The following is a 20,342-nucleotide window of genomic DNA, read 5'->3' as shown; positions in this document are numbered from 1 at the left end:
CCGGTGTCGCCAGGCTCGCCGGAGGATGACGAAGGATACGGAGCCTACTGGCTGACCCAGAGAATGCGGGCGATCCAGTCGACGTCTTTTCGCGGGATGACGCGTGGTTCATAGGCCGGGTTGATCGAGTTCAGGGTGACCGACCGGGCTGTCAGGGAGGCGATCTCCTTGGCCATGGTCTCGCCGGTCGTGGTGCGAACCACGACGCGATCGCCCTTGCGCACATCGGTGCGATCCCGATCGACCAGGACGCGATCGCCCTGACGATAGAGGGGGGCCATGGAATCGCCGGAGATCTCGAGGCTGAACAGACCCGGGCGGGCCAAGGGCAGGTCCGTCTGGTCCCAGCCTTCGCCGGTCGGCAGGCCCGCGTCGTCGAAGAAGCCGTCGGCCCCCGCCTGGGCCAGGCCGATGAGGGGAATGGTCGGGGCGCGCCGGTCGCCGTCCTCGGCCAGGGTCGCGAACTCCGCCAGAGACAGGCCGGCGATTTCCAGCACGCGGGTCAGGCTCTCGGTCGAAGGCCAGCGGGGACGACGGGCCTCACCGGGGCCGAACCGTTTGGATACGTTGAAGGAGGTGGCGTCGAGTCCGGCGCGCCGGGCCAGGCCCGAGACGGAAACACCCTCGCGCCCCGCGATGGCGTCGAGCGCGGCCCAGACTTTGGCATGGGTAAGGGACATGGGATCCGCCGGAATGATTCGGAGGAGACCTTAGCTAGGAATAATGGCCTATTCCAGTCCCGCCGCACGACGCTCCTGCCAGGCCCAGAAGGTGCCCAGACCGATGGCAAGCAGAATGCCATAACCGGCGAGATTCACGATGGTGTAGAAGGACATAAGCCCCGGGCGTATGTCGAACAGGGTCACCAGGTGACTCATCACGATGATGAGTTGCAACGATGCCGCCCAGATCGGCCAGTTGCGGTGGAATTTCCAAGCCAGCCCGCCCAAAACGAGCAGCATGACGACGTCCAAGGCGAACATGCCCGGCTGCCAGTTGGCGAGCAAACCCCGGTCATCCTGGAGCAGCAGGCTGGCCATCCAGCCCAGCAGATAGGCACCCATGGCCAAGCGCTCGGGCTCGTCGCCCTTGGTGAAGGCGAAGATTCCGACCAGCACCATCGGCAGCAGGCCGATCTGCGAATACAGGGTGTCCAGCATGAAATCGCCCCCGCGTCGAAGGACGCGAGGGCGACCATGCTGCGAGTCTGGTTAGGCGAAAACCGGAGTTTTCGGCATTAATCCGAATTCATGCGACGCGGACGGGCCGGATGGTGCGCAGCTGCTGTTCGACCTGCGGCGGCGGCGGCGGGCCGTCGCCCCAGTCGCCGTTGTCGGGCTTGTCCATCGGGCCGACGTTGTAGACGCCATAGCCCATGCGACGGTGATCCTTGGCCAGTTCGGCGTGGCAGGCGACGACGGCGTCGCGGGCAGCCGACAGGGCGGCGATCGCCTCGATGGCCTTGGCTTGCGACACAGCGCCCGCGATCGGGGAGGCCTTGAGCAGGGTCCGGGCACCGATCATCGATTGAACGAGGGTGGTGGCCGAGGTGATCGCGGCATCGACCGCGCACTCGGTGGCATACAGGTCTCCAGCCAGGCTGGCGACGACTTCAGTCCGGTCCATGTTAGTCCCTTCCAGAAAGTTACAGTGGTAAAGACATGGTTAACACGTCAAGAGGGAGACTGGTAGGGATTCTTTAACCATTTACGAGAACGAGTCGAACTCGCGTCGCGGCCGGTCGATGGCGAGCCTCGGGCCTGTCCGGCCGGACAGAAGCCGGTTCAACGACCACCGCCAGCCGCCACAGGGGAAGGTCTAGGAGTTGTGCTCGTCCATCGAGAAGTGGGCGGTCAGGCTGGCGATCGGCTGGGCGGGGTCTTCCTGCCAGGCTTCGGCCAGGACGTGGGCCACGCGGCGGCCGGCACGGGAGATTCGGGCGCGGGCGTAGACGTCCATCGGCTTTCCCGAGCGGAGGTAGGCCGTGGTCACCGTGATCGGCCTGGGAAGGCGCAGCCGCGGCCATGTGTGGGCGACCTGGGCGACGGCGGTCAGCTCCAGCATCGCCGCCGTCGAGCCTCCGTGAAGTGCGGGCAGCATCGGATTGCCGACGAGGTGGTCGGCGAACGGCATCACGACGGTCAGGATGTCGCCGTCCATTTCCGTGCGCAGGCCGAGGAAGCGGGCGTAGGGGATGGTGTCGAGAAGGACGGTCATGCGCCCTCTCCGCGCGACTTGAGATTGGCTCCGGGCTTTCGGCCTCCGTCGGAGGAGATGACGTAGGTGGCCTGGGCCGCCGCGACAGGGTCGGCGGGATCGTCCTCGAACGCCCAGGCGCGGACGAAGCCGATGGTGCGGGTGGCGCGATAGCAGCGGGCCTCCGAAAGCAGGTCCACGCGGGGCCGGGCCGGCCGCATGTAGTCGATGCGCAGGTCCAGGGTGGCGATGGGCTCGTAGCGCCCGAGCCTGGTCCAGACCGCGAGGCCGCCGACATGGTCCAGCATGGCGGTGACAAGGCCACCGGCGAAGACGTCCGTCTCCGGATCGCCGACCAGATCGGGCCGCCACGGCGTCCGCAGCCGGACCCGATCGCCGTTCACCCCCTCATAGACGAAGCCCAGCGCATGGGTGTGGGCGGCGCCGGAGGCCAGTTGCGGCATCAGGGTGGTCAGGAACATATCGCTCATGAGACCGTCCTTATCGGGCGGGCACCTATTCGCAAGGCCCGACGCAGGCCCATATCTGACCCATGATCCGACCCGAAGACCTGCTGAGGCCCACGCCGGCCGGCCTCTATTGCCCGCCGGGGGACTTCTACATCGACCCGGTGCGCCCTGTTGACCGGGCGGTGGTGACCCACGGCCACGCCGACCACGCCCGGGCCGGGCACGGCGCCGTGCTGGCCACGGACCAGACCCTCGCGATCATGGCCGAACGCTATGGCGAGGATTTCACGGGACGGCGTCAGGCGGCGGCCTATGGCGAGACGGCTTCACACAGCGGCGTTGAGGTGAAGCTGGTCCCGGCGGGACATGTCCTGGGTTCGGCCCAGGCGGTGGTGACCTGGCAGGGCCTGACCATGGTGGTGTCGGGCGATTACAAGCGCCGGCGTGATCCGACCTGTGTCCCGTTCGAGCCCGTGCCCTGCCATGTCTTCATCTCGGAGGCGACGTTCGGCCTGCCGGTCTTCACCCATCCGCCGGACGCCGAGGAGATCGCCCGGCTGGTCCAGTCGCTGGGCCAGTTCCCGGAGCGGGCACATCTGGTCGGGGCCTATGCATTGGGCAAGGCTCAGCGCGTGATCCGGCTGCTGCGGGAGGCGGGCTGGGAGCGGCCCATCTATGTCCACGGGGCGCTGGAGCGTCTGAACCGTCTGTACGAGAGCGAGGGCGTTGATCTGGGCCCGATCCTGCCGGCGACGGGCCTCAAGGCCGGCACCCTGGGCGGGGAAGTGGCCATCGCGCCGCCGTCGGCGATCCAGGACCGCTGGTCGCGCCGGTTCGCCGATCCGGTGACCGCCTTCGCCTCGGGCTGGATGCTGGTCAAGGCGCGGGCGCGGCAGCGGGGCGTGGAACTGCCGCTGGTCATCTCCGACCACGCCGACTGGCCGGAGCTGATCGCGACCTTCGAGGAGATCAGGCCCGAGGAGCTCTGGATCACCCACGGGCGAGAGGAGGGACTGCTGCGCTGGGCCGAGATCAACGGGATCAAGGCGCGGGCGCTCCGTCTGGTGGGCTATGACGAGGACGACGACGAGGCGACCGGCGCGGCGGCCGAGGGCAGTTCGTAGTGGACGCCCACCCCCGGCCCTAGCGGCAGGTCCAGCACGACCCAGGCCGCCACCATCAGCAGGCCCGCGACGAGGAAGGACCCCGCATAGGGCAACATGGTCGCCAGCAGCGATCCCAGGCCAAAGCGCGGGTCCCACCGCTGGGCGAAGGTCAGGATCAGGGGGAAATAGCTCATCAGTGGAGTAGCGATGTTGGTGACCGAGTCCCCCATCCGATAGGCGGCGGTCGTCATCTCCGGACTGATGCCGAGGAGCATGAACATAGGCACCACGATCGGAGCCAGGGCGGACCATTTGGCCGAGGCCGAGCCGATGAACAGGTCGAACACGCACGAGACCAGGACGACGGCGATCAGCAGCACCGGGGCCGGCAGGGCGATCCGCTGAAGCTCCGCCGCTGCGTTGACGGCCAGAATCGGGCCTAGACCGGACCAGTTGATCATGGCCACGAAGTGGGCTGCGAAGAAGGCGAGCACGATATAGGGGGCCAGCTGGGCGACGCCTTCGCCCATCATCCGGACCATGTCCCGGTGGGATTTCACCGTGCCGGCGCCCGCGCCAAAGGCACCGCCGGCGACGAAGAAGGTGACGGCGAAGAAGGCGATCAGCGACCGATAGAGGGGATTGAACTCCTGCCCCGGCTCGGCCTCGGGATCGACAAAGGGCGAGCCCGGCATCAGGGTCAGGGCGGTCCAGAGGGCCAGCATGGCGAGGATCGCTAGACCGGCCCACACCAGCCCCTTCTTCTGCGCGGGCGTCAGTGCCTGTTCTTCGGGGGTGGAAGGCGGCCGTGCGGCGTCGGACGGCGTCCAGCGACCCAGGCGCGGCTCGATCACCCGGTCGGTCAGGAACCAGACGATCGGCGTGAAAACCAGAACGACGCCGACGATAAAGAACCAGTTGCCCGCGATGTTCACGGAATAGGTCGGGTCGATGAGCCGGGCCGCCGGCTCGGTGATGCCAAGGATCAGGGCGTCCTGGGATCCCGGAAACAGGTTGCCGGCATAGCCTCCGGACACGGCGGCGAATCCGGCTGCGAGGCCGGCCAGCGGGTGCCGTCCGGCCGCGGCGAAGATCACGGCGGCCAGAGGAATGACCACGACATAGGCGGCGTCCGATGCGTGGTGAGACATCATGCCGACCACCACGACGACGGGCGTCAGCACGGCCCTGGGCGCATTGAGCAGCGCGCCTCGAATGGCGGAATCGAACAGCCCGGTCCGCTCGGCGACGGCCGCCCCGTAGATGATGGTCACCACGATCGCGAGCGGCGGAAAGTCCGCCAGGGTGCGCGGCATGCCGATGATCAGCTTCTCGAGGTTCTCGCGAGAAAGCAGGCTCTGCGCCACCAGCGTCTCGCCGGTGACCGGGTTGACGGCGGACCAGCCCAGACCCGAACCGACCAGGCTGAGCAGCACCAGTCCGCCGATCAGCCAGAGGAACAGGAACACCGGATCGGGCAGACGATTGCCGATGCGCTCGACCACGCCCAGAAATCCAGAGCCTGTGCTCATCGGTGTTGCTCCCCTTGTTCGCGCTCGAATAGCCGGAAGGGAGGGGGGCGAGGCAATGCAGCGGGGCTGCGACAAAATCGCGGGCGAGCGCCGGGGCCCATGCGCGAGGGCTTCGGGTCGGCCCCGGCCTCGGCCCGTGCGGCAGCCAGAGCGCCGCGACCATGAGGTCAGGGTTCACCGGTCAGGGTGGGTGGCGGCCGATGCGGTGCAGGACGTGCGCTGGCGGCGCGGCGCGGGCGAAATCCGCCTCATCGGCGGCCTCACGGCGCCGGTCAGCCGGACCCATGGGCCGGTGTTCAAGGAGGCCGGCTGGTTCCAGGGGCGGGGGTCTGGTCGGCTCAACCCGGTTGGACCGCCCGCCGCGCCACGATGGCCGAGACCGCATCCCTGAGGACGACATCCTCCGTTTCATCGACCGGCTCGCGCGTCAGGGGGATGTCAGGGATCACCCCTTGAAGGGTTTCGTCTCCGCTCGGTCGAACGATGCGGCTCTTGGGATAGGTGACGAGGGTTCCTGTGGCCGGCAGTCGGAACGATAGCACCGAGGCGTAGGTCGTCGGGACGTCTGCGGTTTCCTCTCCGAGGATGTCGCCGAACCCGTAATCCTGGATCAGCGCCGCGACCGAGGCGGCGTTCGAATAACTGTGCCGGTTGACCAGGACATGCACGGAGCCGCCAAAACGCATGCCGGATCGAGGCTGGTTCAGGGGCAGGTCGTAGGGATAGCGGGTTCCGTTGGGTTGAGCCGCTTCGGCGGCCGCGAGAGACTGAAGCGTGTCATCCGCCCCGGCCTCACCCGGACGCGCCTCGTACCAGTCCTTGCTCTCGGCGCTGGCCTTGAGCGTGAAGCTAGATGCGAACCTGAAGGGCCGGTCGGCGAACCAGGCGACCAGGGGATCGCTGAAGCTGTTGTCGCCGCCCGGGTTGTTGCGCAGGTCGAGAATCAGGTCCGTCACGCCGGCGGCGATCAACCGCTCGAACGAGTGATCGACGAAGGCCTGGAAGGCGGTGCTGTCGTAGTTCGGATCAGTGTTCTGTCCCTCCGGCGGCTCGGCGAACGGGCCGGGCCGCAGATATCCGATGCGCTCGGGCATCAGTTCAAACGCCCGCCGGGAGAAATCGGTCTGAACTCTGCGCGTGGGGTGGTCGCGCCGGATCGCCGCGCGATCCGCCAGGGTGATGGCGCGAATATCGCCGGAGACGACCTCGCCGGACGGCTTCCGGACCGCGAGGGATATGCGTTCAATGTCTCCGAGCGCGAACTGCAGGAGGGCCGGGAAGCTCTGCTCCATCAGGGCATGAGTCATATAGGGCCGCTCGGCGGAGACATAGCGGCCGAGGCGATCAAGCCACGCGGCGATGCCCTCCTCATTCAGGCGAAGAACTTCGTCTCCGGCGGTGAATCGTCCTTCGCTGTCCGCCGTCTCGGTGAGAACGACCCGATCGCCGTCGACGCGGACGAAGATCGGAAGGAATCTCCCGCCGCTCCGCAGGAGGGCGACGAACCCCTGCATCGGCGCATCGACATGCGCATGTCCGACCCGTCCGTAGGCGGCCAGTTCCTGAAAACGGATCGCCGCCTGCTGGGGCGACATCGGGTCCGTGACCGAAGCCAGCTGCGCATCGCGAAACGCGCGGTAGTCCTGTGCGTCCCGGTGGGCGAAGAGATCGAAATGGGCGCTCTCCAGCTTGTCGTAGAGCGCGATGAGTTCGCCTCGAACCGTATCGGCGGAGAGATCCTGGCGAGCGTGCGCGAGAGCGGGGAACAGGCCGGCCGCCAGAACCCCGAAGGCAACAGCCGCCTTGACGTATCCGCGCATATCTCCCCCCCCCAAGCCGTCTCACGAAGGTTGCAGGCGATGAGCGTGCGGTGCCAGTTACAAGCCCGTCAGGTTCGGGGACCGGGACGTCGCTGCGGGACGAACGAAAGTCTAGGCTGCGCGCCCCTTGCGGGCGGCGGGTGCCGGAGCCGCGACCTCGACCTCGGCGGGCTCGGCCAGGGCGGCGTTCATGGCCATGCGCAGGCGTTCCGGCTTGATCGGCTTTTCGACCACGGCGGCCATGCCGATCGAGAGGTAGTGTTTCGCGTCGTCCGGGTCGGCGTTTGCGGTCAGGGCGATGATCGGGATGTCGCGCTCCGGGCCGGTCAGGGCGCGGATGGCCTGGGTCGCCTGGACGCCGTCCATGCGGGGCATCTTGATGTCCATCAGGATCAGGTCGAACGGCCGGGCCTGGACGGCCTCCAGCGCCTCGAGCCCGTCCTCGGCGGTCTCGGACGAACAGCCGAACATCTCGCACAGGGCCTGGGCGACCACGCGGTTGGTGGCGTTGTCGTCGACGATCAGGATGTGAGGATTGGACTGAAGCTCCAGCTCGGCGAGGGCCGAGACGTTGGAGGCGTTCTGCTCGACCGGCTCTGACAGCGGGGCGGAGACGTCGAAGGCGAAGGTGGCGCCGCGACCGGCGTTGTTTTCGGCCCAGATGCGACCGTCCATGTGGTCGACGATCTGGCGGCAGATCGACAGGCCGAGGCCCGCACCGTCCGGGCCCGAGCCGTGCACAAAGGGCTCGAAGATGGCGTCGACACGGTCGCTGTCCACGCCCGGCCCGTCGTCGCGGACGCGGGCCTCCATGCGGACCCGGCCGTCCTCGGACCAGGCCTTGAGGCTGGCCTCTACCACGCCGTTGCGGGCGAACTTCAGGGCGTTGCCGATCAGGTTGTTGAACACCTGTTTCAGGCGCACGCCGTCGATGTCGGCGGTCAGTTCGGTATCGCCCTCATAGCCCACCATAAGGCGGACGGCGTCCTGGGACGCGCGGGGACCCCACATGGCCTCGATGTCATCTACCAGGGTGCGCAGCGGCGTCGGGGCGGGGTTCATCTCCAGCTCGCCGGCTTCGGCGCGCGACAGGTCCAGCGCATCCTGGAGGATCCGAATCAGGGTCTCGGAGGAATCGACGATCGTCTTGACGTGGGCCTGAGCCGAGACGGTCAGGGGCTGGCGACGCAGCAGTTCAGCGACGGCGAGGACGCCGTTCATGGGCGTGCGCAACTCGTGGCTCATGATGGCCAGGAACTGACTCTTGGCGCGGGCCGAGGCGAGGGCCTGGGTGCGGCTGTCGGTCAGGGCGCGCGACTGTTCGGCCAGCTCGGCATTCTGGCTGCGCTGCTGTTCGTTGACGGCCTGGAGCAGGGAGACGGCGGTGCCGATGCCGCGATAGCGACCGCCGCGCGTGACGATGAAGCCGCGCATCAGCGAGCCCGCGCCGCCCTTGATCAGGATGTCGCAGAAGAGGTCGATGCGGACCCCGGCGTCGACCACGGCCGGCTCCGGATCCATGACATAGGACACCGGGCGATTGCCGTAGAGGGCGTGGCCGAAGGGGCCGGCGATCTTGAGGAGGAAGGCGTTGCGTTCCACCAGGCCCACCGGACGGTCGTCAACCACAACCGGAATGACCAGCGTATCCGGCTCGCGCTGAAAGCGTGCGAAAATCTCGGCAGCCGAGGTTGTTGGCGAGACCGGTTCGGCGCGTTCTGTCAGAACTTCGATCGTCGGCATACTGGCCGAAACTCCCGTGATACCGGGGGACAATGCGGGATAACCGTTTGCAAAAGCGTTAAGTCGCAAAAAGGTCTGCTTTCGCCTCTTGCGTGACGCCGGTCTCTTTTGCCGTGCCGACCGGTCTGGTGTAGAGACCTGAAACCCTATTCAACCTTGTACTGAACCCGATGCGCGCGGCCGAAAAGCCGACCGCAGGCCCGTCATGACCGAGACTCAAATGCCGTCCCCGGCCGTCGACATCGCCCACGACGCCCTGGTCCTGTTTTCGGGCGGGCAGGACAGCGCCACCTGCCTGGCCTGGGCACTGGAGCGCTATGAGCGGGTCGAGACCGTGGGCTTTGACTACGGCCAGCGCCATGCCGTGGAAATGGCGGCCCGTCTGAGGGTGCGCGACGGGATGGTCCGGGTCCTGCCGCAGTTCGCAGATCGGCTGGGGCCGGACCATGTGATCGACCTGACCGGGTTCGGGGCCATCGGTGAGACCGCGATGACCACGGATCGCGCCATCGAGGTCGGCGCGCGGGGCCTGCCCAATACCTTCGTGCCGGGGCGGAATCTGGTCTTCCTGACCTGTGCGGCGGCGCTGGCGGACCGGCGTGGCCTGGCAGTCCTGGTGGGCGGCATGTGCGAGACGGACTTCTCGGGCTATCCCGACTGTCGGCGCGACACGATAAGCGCCATGGAGCGGGCGCTGCAGCTGGGCCTCGACAAGCCGTCGCCCATCGAGACCCCGCTGATGTGGCTGACCAAGGCCCAGACCTGGGAACTGGCGCACGGGATCGGCGGAGACGCCCTGGTCGATCTGATCGTCGAGGAGAGCCACACCTGCTATCGTGGCGACCGCGAGCACCGGCATGACTGGGGCTATGGCTGCGGCGACTGTCCGGCCTGCGAACTGCGCGCCGCCGGCTGGCGAGAGTGGTTGAGTTCGCGATGACCTATTCGGTCAAGGAGACCTTCCTGACGGTGCAGGGGGAGGGCGGTCAGGCCGGGCGTCCGGCGGTCTTCCTGCGCTTCGCCGGCTGCAATCTGTGGAGCGGGCGCGAGCAGGACCGGGCCCAGTCCGTCTGCACCTTCTGCGACACCGAGTTCGTCGGCACGGACGGCGACGGCGGCGGAAAGTTCAGGGATGCCCGGGCCCTGGCGGACCATGTCGCCTCGTTCTGGATCGGGCGTGACGGCGATCCGAAACTGGTCGTCTGCACCGGCGGCGAGCCGTTGCTGCAGCTGGACGGGCCTCTGATCGAGGCCTTGCATGCGCGCAGTTTCGACATCGCGGTGGAGACCAACGGCACCCTGGCCGCGCCCGAGGGCATCGACTGGATCTGCGTCAGTCCGAAGGCGGCCGCGCCTGTGGTTCAGACGTCAGGGCAGGAGCTCAAACTGGTCTATCCGCAGGCCCTGGCCATGCCGGAGAGGTTCGACGACCTCGATTTCGAACGGTTCTGGCTGCAGCCGATGGACGGGCCGGATCAGGCGGCGAATACGGCGGCGGCCATGGACTATTGCCTGCGCCACCCGAAATGGCGGCTCAGCGTCCAGACCCACAAATACATCGGGGTCCGCTAGACCTTGATCGGCTGAGGGGAGATCGCTTCGCGGTCTCGCGGATGCCGTGAATCAAGGTCCAGCTTAATTCTGGAGCCTGATCCGACGGGAAAACCGCTCGCACCCTCCCGGATCAGGCTCTGGATCAGCAGTTCCGGCCCTGCGAGCGCATCTGCTCGCAGCGGCGTTGCTGGCGGTCGTGATCGCGTTGATCCCGCTCGCGGCGGGCGCGGGTTTCCTCGTCGGAGGTCGTGACGGCGTCGACACCGGCGCCGACGACGGCTCCGGTGACCTTGGCGGCGCCGCCAACGACCGCGCCGGCCGTCCCGACCACGGCCCCCACCAGACAGCCCTGGAGCATCAGCGCGCCCGCGATGACGGCGGACAGGACGGTGAGACGGCGAACAGGCTGGGTCATGGCGGGCATCTAGCCTCAACAGGGTGAATGGATCGTGACCGATTTGTAAGCAGCGCCCCTCCGGACCTGGGTCTACGGTCGGGCTTCACCCGGGGGGCATGACATGCAGATCATTCGAACCATCGGCCTGGGACTGGCAATCGTCGTTGCGACCTTCGTCGTGCACGAGGCCGCGCACGGCCTCATGGCCCTCGGCCTTGGCTATGATGTCTTCATCCGCATCAACAGCTCCGGCCTCGCCAGCGGCAGCTACAGCTCCGGCGTCCATCGCGATCTGGTGGATGGAGCAGGACCGGCGATCACCCTGTTGCAGGGCCTTTTTGGTCTTTGGCTGGTCGCGCGGGGTTCGAGGACCGTAGGTTTCGCCACCGTATTGACTGCTTTTCTGATGCGGCTGCTGGCCGCTGGGGTCACGGTCATCAATCCCAATGACGAGGCGCGGCTGGGGGTGTCCTGGGGCCTTGGGCCATGGGCGGTTCATGCTGCTGTGATCGCCGTCCTGCTCGTTATGACAGTGCTGGCTGCGCGCGGGGCCCGGCCCTCCGTCTGGACCGTGATCCTTCTGCTCGTGGCCGCGCAAATCGGCGTCGCGGCCGTCGTCCTGGGCGAGCCGTTTCTGCCCACGATCTATCTCTAGGCGATCGCCGCTGCTCAACCGATCTGGGCGCGGTGTCTGAGCATGGCGTCGGCCAGGACGCAGGCGGCCATGGCCTCCACGACCGGAACGCCCCGAAGGGCGACGCAGGGGTCATGACGCCCCTTGGTGCGCACGTCGGTCTCGGTCCCGTCGCGGGTCACGGTCTGGCGCGGCGTAAGAATGGAGGAGGTGGGTTTGAAGACGACCCGCGCAGTCAGGGGCTGGCCGGTCGAGATGCCGCCGAGAACGCCGCCGGCGTTGTTGGAAGCGAAGACGATCTCTCCATCAGGACCCAGTCGCATCTCGTCGGCGTTCTCTTCGCCCGACAGTTCGGCGGAGCCGAAGCCTGCGCCGATTTCGACACCCTTCACAGCATTGATCGACATCATGGCGGCGGCCAGTTCGGCGTCGAGCTTTCCGTAGAGGGGCGCGCCCCAGCCGGGGGGAACGCCCGTGACCTCCAGCGCCACGACGGCGCCGATGGAGGAGCCGGCCTTGCGCACGCTGTCCAGATACTCTTCCCAAGTGGGCACGATCTCGGCCGAGGCAGCGAACAGCGGGTTGTCGTAGACGGCGGAGAAGTCGATGGCCTCGGGCGCGATCCTGTGTGGACCGAGCTGAACCACGCCCGCGCGGATCAGGATGCCATCGCCGAGCACCCGGCGCGCCACGGCACCGGCGGCGACACGGCCGGCGGTTTCACGCGCCGAAGACCGACCGCCGCCGCGATGGTCGCGGACGCCGTATTTGGCCTGATAGGTCATGTCGGCGTGACCGGGGCGGAATGCACGGGCAATCTCGCCATAGTCTTTCGAGCGCGCATCCTCGTTGTCGATATGGATGGCGATGGGGGCGCCGGTGGTGACCGGACCGTCGCCGTCGTCGAAAACGCCGGACAGGATGCGCGCGGTATCGCTTTCCTTCCTCTGCGTGACGAAGCGGCTTCCGCCGGGCTTGCGTCGGTCGAGCCAGGGCTGGAGATCGCCCTCGCTCAGCGGGATCAGCGGCGGACATCCGTCCACGACGCAGCCGATCGCCGGCCCGTGGCTCTCGCCCCAGGTCGTCACACGGAAGAGATGGCCGAAGGTGTTGTGAGACATCGCGGCTCCCGCTTAGGCCGCGAGGCGGTCCGGCGTCCAGACGCGGGTGAAGCGGGCCAGCAGGTCCTCGGCGGCGGAGGGGGCGTCCTCGGACGGTTTCAGCGACACGAACAGATGGCCCCCAGGTCGCGCGCCGCGCGCCGGCAGGCCGAGGCCACGAAGTCTCAAACGCACCGGATCGGTCAGGCCCGGCGTGACCCAGGCGCCGCGAACCCCGGCGTGGGTGTCGATCTCGACGCGGCCGCCATCGTTCAGCAGGCGGGTCGGTACCGACCAGCTCATGAAGAGGTCGTCGCCGAGCGCCACGAGGCCGTCGGCGGGGCGGATCAGGACCGGCAGGTAGAGATCGGAACCATCGGCAGCGCCTCCTTTGAGGCGCAGATGCTCGCCCGACCGCATCCCGGCCGGGGCGTGGACACGCAGAATCCTGTTGTCGAAGCGCACCGTCGTCTGGCCGCCGGAGACCGCCTGAACCGGCGTCAGACCGACGACCGGCAGCGCGGCGGGGCGCTGGATCGGCGCCGCGAGGGCGGGGCGGGCGGCGCCCGTGGTCTGGATCAGGCGATAGGCGGCGATGACGCGGCGAAACCGTTCGGCGTCGCCGCCGGGCTGGTCCGGACGTGCGCTCTTGGCCGCCAGACGGAAGGCGCGGGTCACAGCGGCCTGTTCGGCCGGGCCGTGCAGGCCCAGGACGGCGAAGGCTTCGTTCAGGCTGGGGCCGGGCGCGATCATCCGCCCCATAGGCCGCGACCATGGTCAATGTCGGGTTAACCGTGCGGACGGGCGTCGGCCTTGCTATATCGCCTTCCATGACCAACGCCGCCATTCCGTCCAGCCCCACGCGCGAAGAGTATGCCCGCGACTATTCGGCCGCTCTCGCCGCCAACGGGGACGAGACGATTTTCGATCGCGCCGAGCCGATCGGCCTGTTCGTCGACTGGTTGGGCGACGCCAGGGGCCATGAGCCCAACGACGCCAACGCCATGGCCCTGTCGACCGTTGACGTCGCCGGCGCGCCGGACAGCCGGATGGTGCTGCTGAAGGACGTCGATGGGCGCGGCTTCACCTTCTATTCGAACCGGGAGAGCGCCAAGGGCGCAGAGCTGGCCGCCAGGCCACGAGCGGCCCTGCTGTTCCATTGGAAGTCGCTGCGTCGTCAGGTGCGGGTGCGAGGGACGGTGGAGCCGGTCAGCGCCGAAGAGGCCGATGCCTATTTTGCCAGCCGGGCGCGAGAGAGCCGCATCGGGGCCTGGGCCTCCGATCAGTCCCGACCGCTGGCGAGTCGTGCCGACCTCGAGGCGGCGGTGGCCCGCGAGACGGAGCGGTTCGAGGGTCAGGACGTGCCTCGCCCCGAACGCTGGACCGGCTGGCGGGTGCTCCCCGAGACGGTGGAGTTCTGGCGCGACAGGCCGTTCCGTCTGCATGACCGGCTGCTGTTCACCCGGGGCGGCGGCGACTGGACGCGGACCCGGCTTCAGCCCTAGTTGTTGGGGGTCCACATCTAGCGGGCTCCGTAGCGGGCCAGGAAGGTCTCGACGGCGTCGGCGGCGATCGTTTCCGGGGTGCGGGCAGCCTGGACCTCGTCGCCGGTGATCAGGGGCAAGAAGAAGACGGGATTCTCGATCATCCCCATCAGCTGACCGGCCGCCCAGGACCCCTTTTCGAAACGCAGATCACCGCTCTCCGCCAAGGCCGTCAGCGCCTCGATCAACGGCAGGCCGAAGTCCTGGCGGCCCTTGTCGAAGAACCCCATGGCCACATCGCGGAAGCGCGGGCGTTCGGCCATCACCAGCCGGAACACCGACCGCACAAAGGGATCGCCCATGAAGACGGCATAGGCGAGGGCGAACCGCGTCAGCCGGGTCCGGGCGTCGCCCTCGTCGCAGCGCACGTGTTTCATCTGTTCCGCGAAGTCGTCAGAGGCGTTGGCGATCACCGCCGAGAACAGGTCAGCCTTGGACGGGAAGTAGCCATAGAGGGTCGCGGTCGAGACAGAGGCCGCACGGGCGATGGGCTCGATCCGCGTCGCTGCATAGCCCTCTGACATGAAATGGCGTCGCGCCTCGCGGACGATGTTGTCGCGGCGGGGATCGGTGGCCGGGGTGGCGGAGTGAGCTCCGGCGCTTTGCATAGTGGCGTTCGCTTGCATCAGACCGCAACCGATAGCTGATATGCCCAAGCTGGCGATGCCGTGTCAGAAATCGTCAGGTTTCGACAGGTTTGAGGTGCGCCAGCAGCGGATGGGCCAGAACCGGAGCCGCCAGACGGACTACGGCCTGAGGATCGTCGAGGCGCACGGCGGCGGTCGCGTCGGCGACAATGAAGTCCGCCCGCGTCCGCGACGGCTCTGTCAGACGCTCGTGCCCGGGACGCACGGTCTTCAGATACTGGTCGATCACCGACTGGGCCGTCCGGCCGCGTTCTGCCTGGTCACGCAGCAGGCGCCGGATGAAACGGATATCGGCCGGGGTATCGACGAAGACCCGGATGTCGAAAAGCTCCGCCAGCGCCGGGGTGCAGAGGACATGCGTCCCCTCCACGATCACAACCGGCGCGGCGGGAACCGCCTCACCGTCGGGCTCGCGGCCGTGGTGGATGAAGGAATAGACCGGAGCGGTGACCGGCTTGCCCGCCTTCAGTCGGGCCAGATCGTCGATCAGAAGCTCGTGGTCGCGGGCCGCAACGTCGTCGAAGTCGAAGGTCGCAGCGTCGAAGCCGGGCAGGGAGGCCGCGTCGCGGTAGTAGGAGTCCTCGCGCATCAGGGCGGCCACGCCGGGCTGCAGGGCATTGACCAGGGCCTCGGCCAGGGTGGACTTGCCCGAGCCGGAGCCGCCCGTGATCGCGATCAGAATCGTCATGGCGGGCCTTCTAGGACCTGATCCGGAAAAGTGTGAGCGGTTTTCCGGTCGGATCAGGTCCCAGAGTCAAGTCGGACCTTGATTGACGGCACCAGCGAGATCGCGAAGCGATCTCTCCTCAGCCGATCAATGTCTGAGGCCCCGGGCGGCTAGCGGAAGAAGCAGGTCAGGCCTGCGTACAGGGCGGAGACGGTTCCTTGCGGGGTCGCAGCCGTCAGGAAGCCGCCGATGTCGCCTGAACTGAACTCGCCGTCCAGGGTGGTGTCGGCGACCATCTCGATCGTGCGGGAACCCTCAACCGAGGCCCGCGTCGACCCCACGCCCATCCCGTCCGCGGTGGTCAGCCCCGCCTCGTCGATGAACCAGCCCTGGAAGGTTTCGTCCTGGAACAGCAGCTGCAGGCCGTTCGAGAACTCGGCGAACTGTATCGGGCCGGCACCGCATTCCTCGTTGGTGGTGACCTGCGGCGCGGCACCGCCGACCGAGGCGGCGACGGCGGCGATGGCTGTGGCCTGGGGGGTGCCGAACGGGATGGCGCGGGCCGCGCCCGTCGCGTCGAACAACCGCAAACCTTCGCCTTCCATAGCCATTCCGCCGGCGGACTGGGCCGGCGTCGGCGCGCCTTCCGCGGCGGCCGCGGCCGGCGTTGCGGGTTCTGCGGCGACCGGCGGAGTCTGGGTTCGATCGCAGGAGGCGAGGACCGTCAGGGTGGCGAAGGCGAGGGCGGTGCGGGTGGCGATACGCATGTCCGGGCGTCCTTTTCGATGTCTCAGGGACGGGAACAGAGGGCAAAAGCCACGGAGACGCAACGGCAAAGCCTCGAATGCCTTACCGGTGACCTAGCGTCACGTTGCTTATCAGCGGTTACCTCGGCTAGCGTGACTCCAAGCCCTGCATCCAGCCGGGGCAATGAGGGAATGTGATGCTCGGTTTGATGCAGGACTGGCCGCTGACGGTCGATCGGATCCTGGACCACGCCAGGAATTGGCACGGTCACCGCGAGGTCGTGACCCGCTCGGTCGAGGGACCGATCGTCCGCACGACCTATGCCGAGATCCACAGCCGGGCCCGCAAGGTCTCCAACGTGCTCAAGGAGTGGGGCGTGAAGCCGGGGGACCGGATTGCGACCCTGGCCTGGAACACCGCCAACCATATGGAGGTCTGGTACGGCATCATGGGCATGGGCGCGGTGTGCCATACCCTGAACCCGCGCCTGTTCCCGGAACAGCTGATCTACATCATCAACCACGCCGAAGACCGGATCATCTTCGTCGACCTGACCTTTGTGCCCCTGCTTGAGGCCGTACTGCCGCACTGCCCGTCGGTCGAGCGTGTCGTGGTCATGACCGACGAATGGCATATGCCGGCGACCAAATTGCCGAAGGCGGAATGCTATCAGCAGGTTCTGTCCGGCGTGTCTGACGAATGCGTCTGGGGCGGGTTCGACGAACAGACGGCGTGCGGACTCTGCTATACCTCGGGCACGACGGGGAACCCCAAGGGCGTCCTGTATTCGCACCGGTCGAACTTCATCCACACCCTGCTGGGCATGCAGTCGACGGTCCTGGGGCCGTCGCCGAAGGAAGTGATCCTGCCGGTCGTGCCGATGTTCCACGCCAACGCCTGGGGCATCGCCTTCGCCGGGCCGGCGTCGGGTGCCAGGCTGGTCATGCCGGGCGCGCGCATGGACGGCGCCGCCATCTATGAGTTGATCGTGTCCGAGGGCGTGACCTTCTCCGCCGCCGTGCCGACGGTCTGGCAGATGCTGCTGACCCATCTGCGCGAGAACAATCTGACCATACCGACGGTCAAACGGGTGATGATCGGCGGCTCGGCCGTGCCCGAGAGCCTGATCAGGGCCTTCCACGATGAGTTCGGTATCGAGGTCGTCCAGGGTTGGGGCATGACCGAGACCTCGCCGATCGGAACCATTTCGATCCTGACGCCCGAACTGGAAGCCCTGCCCTATGACGAGGGCATGAAGTGGCGCGTCAAACAGGGGATGCCCCCGCTCGGCGTCGAGTTGAAGCTCAAGAACTACGCCGGTCAGGAAATGCCGCACGACGGGGTGACCTATGGCCGTCTGATGATCAAGGGGCCGACGATCTCGAAAGCCTATTTCAGGGACGAGGGTGGCGACATTCTCGATCACGAGGGCTTCTTCGACACCGGCGATGTCTCGACCATCGACGAGTACAACTTCATGCAGATCACTGACCGCGCTAAGGATGTGATCAAATCGGGCGGCGAGTGGATCTCCTCTATCGAGATCGAGAACATCGCCGTGGGCAACCCGAAGGTCGAACTGGCCGCCGTCATCGGCGCGGCCCATCCGAAATGGGACGAACGGCCGGTGCTGATCGTCAAGCTGAAGGCCGACGAAAGCGAGAACAAGCAGGAACACCTCGACTTCCTGGTCGGCAAGATCGCGAAATGGTGGATGCCCGACGATGTGGTCTTCGTGGACGACATCCCGCTGGGTGCCACCGGCAAGATCGACAAGAAGCTGCTGCGCGAGCGGCTGAAGGACTACGCCCTGCCGACCGCTATCTCGCCTGAGCAGGGCTGAGCATGGCCAGCGGCCCGCGCTCGCGGTTGAAGGGCGGCATGGGCAAGGTGCGGATCGCCACGGGGCTGGCCGTCGCGGCGCCTCTGCTGACCTTCATCGCTGTGCTTCTGACGCGGAACGGCTTCGTCTCGCTGGAAACCGGACTTGACGTCCTGACGTTGAAGGTCGCCTGGGGTCTCGCCGGGGTGGCTGTCGGGGCCGCGATCCTGACGGTGGTGCTGTCGTTGCCGCAGTTCGGGCGGCTGGGTCTGCCCAGCATGGCCATCCTGATCGTCAGTCTCGCGGTCGCGGCCGCCTTCTTCGTCCAGTCACGATCGATCGGGGTCGCAGGACCGCCCGATGTGTCCACCGACCTGACCGAGCCGCCGGCGGTGCCGGGCGCTACGGGTTCACCCGTCGCCTGTCCGGGCGTGCAGGCCGTCATGACGCAGGTCGCGCCCGAGAAGGCCACCGATGCGCTGCAGGCCGCGGGCTTCTCGGTCACCGAGTCCCAGCTGTTCCGCTCACGCGGCGTGCGCGACGGCTTCTGGTTCGGCATGGGGCATGAGGCCGTGGTTCGCATCCGTCCGGACCGCACCGACGTCCGGGTCGTGGCGCGCTATGACCACACCGACGGCGGCGCCACCTGCAAGATCGCAGCCCGGCTGGTCGCCGCGCTTCAGGCGGCCCCGTAGGTCGAGCCGAGCGCCGGGGCCGCGTCCGCGACGACCTGGCCTTCCTCGACCAGTTTGATCAGGTGCGCCAGCACCGACAGGCTGGCGGCGGGCCAGAGGCGTTGATCGACGGCGGCATAGAGGACCGGGACAATCTCAGCGATCGTCCGGTCGCCGGTCCGGACCCGTGACAGGATCTGCGCCTCCCGCGCCAGCCGGTGCGCCCGGTAGGCGGCGAGGAAGGGTTCGGGCTCCGTTACCGGGGCCCCGTGCGTCGGCCACAGGGTCGAGAACTTCGCCGCGATCACCGCGTCGAGGCTGCGCATATAGTCCGACATGTTCCCGTCCGGGGGCGCGACGACGGTGGTCGACCAGCCCATGACATGGTCGCCGCAGAACAGGGCCTTCTCCTCATCCAGCGCGAAGGCCATGTGGTTGGAGGCGTGGCCCGGTGTCGCCAGGGCGGTCATCGTCCAGCCGTCCCCCTCGATCCGCTCACCGCCGGACAGGATCGTGTCGGGTGCGAACACTTGGTCCTCATCCTCGTCGAGGGTGCCCGATGCGTGGGTTGCACACATGGGCGGACGCATGGCCAGCACCGGCGCTCCGACCCGGTCCGCGAACGGGCGGGCGAGGGGAGAGTGGTCGCGATGGGTGTGGGTCACCAGCACCTGGCTGACCGTCCGGCCGTCAACCGCCTCTATCAGCGCCTGCAGATGCGCCTCGTCGAAGGGACCCGGATCGATCACGGCGACTGGTGCGCCGTGCTCCGGCCGCCCGACGATATAGGTCCCGGTGCCGGTGAAGGTGAAAGGCCCCGGATTTTTGCAGATCACGCGCTGGATCAGGGGCGAGACCTGGTCGCGGCGGCCGTAGGCGAACTCGAACGCGCGCACGAACGGGATCACGCCGGCGCCCCGCAAAACCGGCGCGGACCTTGCCTTAACGAGAGGTAAATCCCGTCCGGAGCATACCTCGTGGCCCGCAGCATCGCCTTCAGTGTCTCAAATCGGCTCCAGCCCATTGCGGCGGCTATCCTGTGTCTCATGGCGGCGCAACTCTTCCTTGCGTCCTGCGGTGATCCCGAACCCCTACCCTATGCCACGCGCGTCGCGATCCAGCGCTGAGGCGGGCCAAGTTTAGAGCGGCAACCGGCTGAGGTCGTAGCCGGCGTTCGCTGCCGCCTCGCGCAGCTCGTCGGCTCCGGCCCGATCCAGGGCCCGCATCGCCAGCGCCCAGGTCACCGTCGAACGCGTGCCGGAGCGGCAGTACATCAGAACGGGCACGTCCGCCTCGAGCGCGGCCGCCACGGCGCGCACCGCGTCCGGCCCCGGCATGCCCGCCACGGGCGCGTGGACATAGTCCAGCCCCGCCGCCCGCGCGGCGTTTTCCATATCCGCGGATGACGGCTGACCCGGGTCCTCCCCGTCCGGACGATTGTTGACGATCAGGCGCACGCCCATCGCCACGATCCCGGCCAGATCCTCGACGGCGATCTGAGGCGCGGCCCAGATATGCGAACCCAGCGGACTTGCTGACAACATGACGGTGACCTTCCGGTTGAGTGATACAACGGTAAAGTTTGGATGGCTGCAACGTGTCTTGAATGCGACACCGATGGGGCGATCACATTACACGTGGGTAATTGCGGTAGCGCGGCAAAGTTTAACGGGCCTATCAGTGGGTCTG

Annotated in this window: 24 protein-coding genes; 8 read left to right on the top strand and 16 right to left on the bottom strand. The window is 67.4% G+C overall.

All coding sequences use genetic code 11. The features are described from left to right. Positions 1-44: 44 nt before the first annotated feature. The 5 genes from ACW18A_RS10455 to ACW18A_RS10435 form a co-directional block, all read right to left on the bottom strand. Positions 45-680, bottom strand: a complete 636-nt coding sequence (locus ACW18A_RS10455) for a S24 family peptidase (RefSeq protein WP_492021659.1) — start codon at positions 678-680, stop codon at positions 45-47. A 48-nt stretch (positions 681-728) separates the two neighbouring features. Continuing rightward, positions 729-1,160, bottom strand: a complete 432-nt coding sequence (locus ACW18A_RS10450) for a hypothetical protein (protein ID WP_492021658.1) — start codon at positions 1,158-1,160, stop codon at positions 729-731. 88 nt (positions 1,161-1,248) lie between these two features. Then, the gene (locus ACW18A_RS10445; RefSeq protein ID WP_492021657.1) at positions 1,249-1,626 is read right to left on the bottom strand and encodes a hypothetical protein; all 378 of its coding nucleotides are present in this window, start codon (positions 1,624-1,626) and stop codon (positions 1,249-1,251) included. A gap of 192 nt (positions 1,627-1,818) precedes the next feature. Continuing rightward, complete coding sequence (locus ACW18A_RS10440) at positions 1,819-2,217, bottom strand: PaaI family thioesterase (RefSeq protein ID WP_492021656.1); 399 nt, start codon at positions 2,215-2,217, stop codon at positions 1,819-1,821. Further along, complete coding sequence (locus tag ACW18A_RS10435) at positions 2,214-2,687, bottom strand: PaaI family thioesterase (protein WP_492021655.1); 474 nt, start codon at positions 2,685-2,687, stop codon at positions 2,214-2,216. The genes ACW18A_RS10440 and ACW18A_RS10435 overlap by 4 nt, the downstream gene beginning before the upstream one ends. Before the next feature lie 62 nt (positions 2,688-2,749). Between ACW18A_RS10435 and ACW18A_RS10430 the strand changes: the two genes are divergently transcribed. Continuing rightward, the gene (locus ACW18A_RS10430) at positions 2,750-3,790 is read left to right on the top strand and encodes a ligase-associated DNA damage response exonuclease (protein WP_492021654.1); all 1,041 of its coding nucleotides are present in this window, start codon (positions 2,750-2,752) and stop codon (positions 3,788-3,790) included. Here the strand turns inward: ACW18A_RS10430 and ACW18A_RS10425 are convergent. After that, complete coding sequence (locus ACW18A_RS10425; protein ID WP_492021653.1) at positions 3,736-5,304, bottom strand: AbgT family transporter; 1,569 nt, start codon at positions 5,302-5,304, stop codon at positions 3,736-3,738. The genes ACW18A_RS10430 and ACW18A_RS10425 overlap by 55 nt on opposite strands. On the opposite strand from ACW18A_RS10425, the gene ACW18A_RS10420 reads away from it, so the two are divergent. Further along, positions 5,264-5,695 (top strand): LytTR family DNA-binding domain-containing protein, encoded by a 432-nt coding sequence (locus tag ACW18A_RS10420; RefSeq protein WP_492021652.1) that lies wholly within the window; start codon positions 5,264-5,266, stop codon positions 5,693-5,695. The genes ACW18A_RS10425 and ACW18A_RS10420 overlap by 41 nt on opposite strands. Here the strand turns inward: ACW18A_RS10420 and ACW18A_RS10415 are convergent. After that, positions 5,643-7,124, bottom strand: coding sequence for a S41 family peptidase (locus ACW18A_RS10415; protein ID WP_492021651.1), 1,482 nt, complete (start codon positions 7,122-7,124; stop codon positions 5,643-5,645). The genes ACW18A_RS10420 and ACW18A_RS10415 overlap by 53 nt on opposite strands. Before the next feature lie 111 nt (positions 7,125-7,235). Beyond that, positions 7,236-8,867 carry a response regulator gene (locus ACW18A_RS10410; RefSeq protein WP_492021650.1) on the bottom strand — a complete coding sequence of 544 codons (1,632 nt, stop codon included), beginning with the start codon at positions 8,865-8,867 and terminating at the stop codon, positions 7,236-7,238. Positions 8,868-9,072: 205 nt separating this feature from the next. Here ACW18A_RS10410 and queC point away from each other — a divergent pair, with 205 nt between their 5' ends. Together queC and queE are read left to right on the top strand one after the other, a co-directional pair. Further along, positions 9,073-9,807, top strand: coding sequence for a 7-cyano-7-deazaguanine synthase QueC (gene queC, locus ACW18A_RS10405; protein WP_492021649.1), 735 nt, complete (start codon positions 9,073-9,075; stop codon positions 9,805-9,807). Further along, positions 9,804-10,439 (top strand): 7-carboxy-7-deazaguanine synthase, encoded by a 636-nt coding sequence (gene queE, locus ACW18A_RS10400; protein ID WP_492021648.1) that lies wholly within the window; start codon positions 9,804-9,806, stop codon positions 10,437-10,439. The genes queC and queE overlap by 4 nt, the downstream gene beginning before the upstream one ends. A gap of 124 nt (positions 10,440-10,563) precedes the next feature. Here the strand turns inward: queE and ACW18A_RS10395 are convergent, their stop codons facing one another. Next, positions 10,564-10,836 carry a hypothetical protein gene (locus tag ACW18A_RS10395; RefSeq protein ID WP_492021647.1) on the bottom strand — a complete coding sequence of 91 codons (273 nt, stop codon included), beginning with the start codon at positions 10,834-10,836 and terminating at the stop codon, positions 10,564-10,566. A 103-nt stretch (positions 10,837-10,939) separates the two neighbouring features. Between ACW18A_RS10395 and ACW18A_RS10390 the strand changes: the two genes are divergently transcribed. Further along, positions 10,940-11,473 (top strand): hypothetical protein, encoded by a 534-nt coding sequence (locus ACW18A_RS10390; RefSeq protein WP_492021646.1) that lies wholly within the window; start codon positions 10,940-10,942, stop codon positions 11,471-11,473. A gap of 14 nt (positions 11,474-11,487) precedes the next feature. Here the strand turns inward: ACW18A_RS10390 and aroC are convergent, their stop codons facing one another. After that, entirely contained in the window at positions 11,488-12,573 is a 1,086-nt protein-coding gene (aroC, locus tag ACW18A_RS10385; RefSeq protein WP_492021645.1) for a chorismate synthase, read from the bottom strand. Between the two features lie 12 nt (positions 12,574-12,585). Further along, the gene (locus ACW18A_RS10380) at positions 12,586-13,305 is read right to left on the bottom strand and encodes a DnaJ C-terminal domain-containing protein (RefSeq protein ID WP_492021644.1); all 720 of its coding nucleotides are present in this window, start codon (positions 13,303-13,305) and stop codon (positions 12,586-12,588) included. Between the two features lie 77 nt (positions 13,306-13,382). Between ACW18A_RS10380 and pdxH the strand changes: the two genes are divergently transcribed. Continuing rightward, positions 13,383-14,057, top strand: a complete 675-nt coding sequence (gene pdxH, locus ACW18A_RS10375; protein ID WP_492021643.1) for a pyridoxamine 5'-phosphate oxidase — start codon at positions 13,383-13,385, stop codon at positions 14,055-14,057. 17 nt (positions 14,058-14,074) lie between these two features. Here pdxH and ACW18A_RS10370 read toward each other — a convergent pair whose 3' ends face one another. From ACW18A_RS10370 to ACW18A_RS10360, 3 genes are all read right to left on the bottom strand, one after another. Beyond that, positions 14,075-14,704 carry a TetR/AcrR family transcriptional regulator C-terminal domain-containing protein gene (locus tag ACW18A_RS10370; RefSeq protein ID WP_492021642.1) on the bottom strand — a complete coding sequence of 210 codons (630 nt, stop codon included), beginning with the start codon at positions 14,702-14,704 and terminating at the stop codon, positions 14,075-14,077. 73 nt (positions 14,705-14,777) lie between these two features. Continuing rightward, on the bottom strand, positions 14,778-15,431 hold the full coding sequence (gene udk, locus ACW18A_RS10365; RefSeq protein WP_492021641.1) for a uridine kinase: 654 nt from the start codon (positions 15,429-15,431) through the stop codon (positions 14,778-14,780). 149 nt (positions 15,432-15,580) lie between these two features. Continuing rightward, positions 15,581-16,177, bottom strand: coding sequence for a hypothetical protein (locus ACW18A_RS10360; protein WP_492021640.1), 597 nt, complete (start codon positions 16,175-16,177; stop codon positions 15,581-15,583). A 176-nt stretch (positions 16,178-16,353) separates the two neighbouring features. On the opposite strand from ACW18A_RS10360, the gene ACW18A_RS10355 reads away from it, so the two are divergent. Continuing rightward, complete coding sequence (locus ACW18A_RS10355; RefSeq protein ID WP_492021639.1) at positions 16,354-18,000, top strand: long-chain-fatty-acid--CoA ligase; 1,647 nt, start codon at positions 16,354-16,356, stop codon at positions 17,998-18,000. A gap of 2 nt (positions 18,001-18,002) precedes the next feature. Next, positions 18,003-18,674 (top strand): DUF1499 domain-containing protein, encoded by a 672-nt coding sequence (locus ACW18A_RS10350; RefSeq protein ID WP_492021638.1) that lies wholly within the window; start codon positions 18,003-18,005, stop codon positions 18,672-18,674. Here the strand turns inward: ACW18A_RS10350 and ACW18A_RS10345 are convergent. Together ACW18A_RS10345 and ACW18A_RS10340 are read right to left on the bottom strand one after the other, a co-directional pair. Next, on the bottom strand, positions 18,659-19,561 hold the full coding sequence (locus ACW18A_RS10345; RefSeq protein WP_492021637.1) for an MBL fold metallo-hydrolase: 903 nt from the start codon (positions 19,559-19,561) through the stop codon (positions 18,659-18,661). The two genes, ACW18A_RS10350 and ACW18A_RS10345, sit on opposite strands and share 16 nt — an antisense overlap. 231 nt (positions 19,562-19,792) lie before the next feature. Next, positions 19,793-20,197, bottom strand: a complete 405-nt coding sequence (locus ACW18A_RS10340; protein WP_492021636.1) for a protein tyrosine phosphatase family protein — start codon at positions 20,195-20,197, stop codon at positions 19,793-19,795. Between the last annotated feature and the right edge of the window lie 145 nt (positions 20,198-20,342).

This window comes from Brevundimonas sp. AVps5 (assembly GCF_058681515.1).
This window is presented reverse-complemented; position numbering and strand designations above follow the sequence as displayed.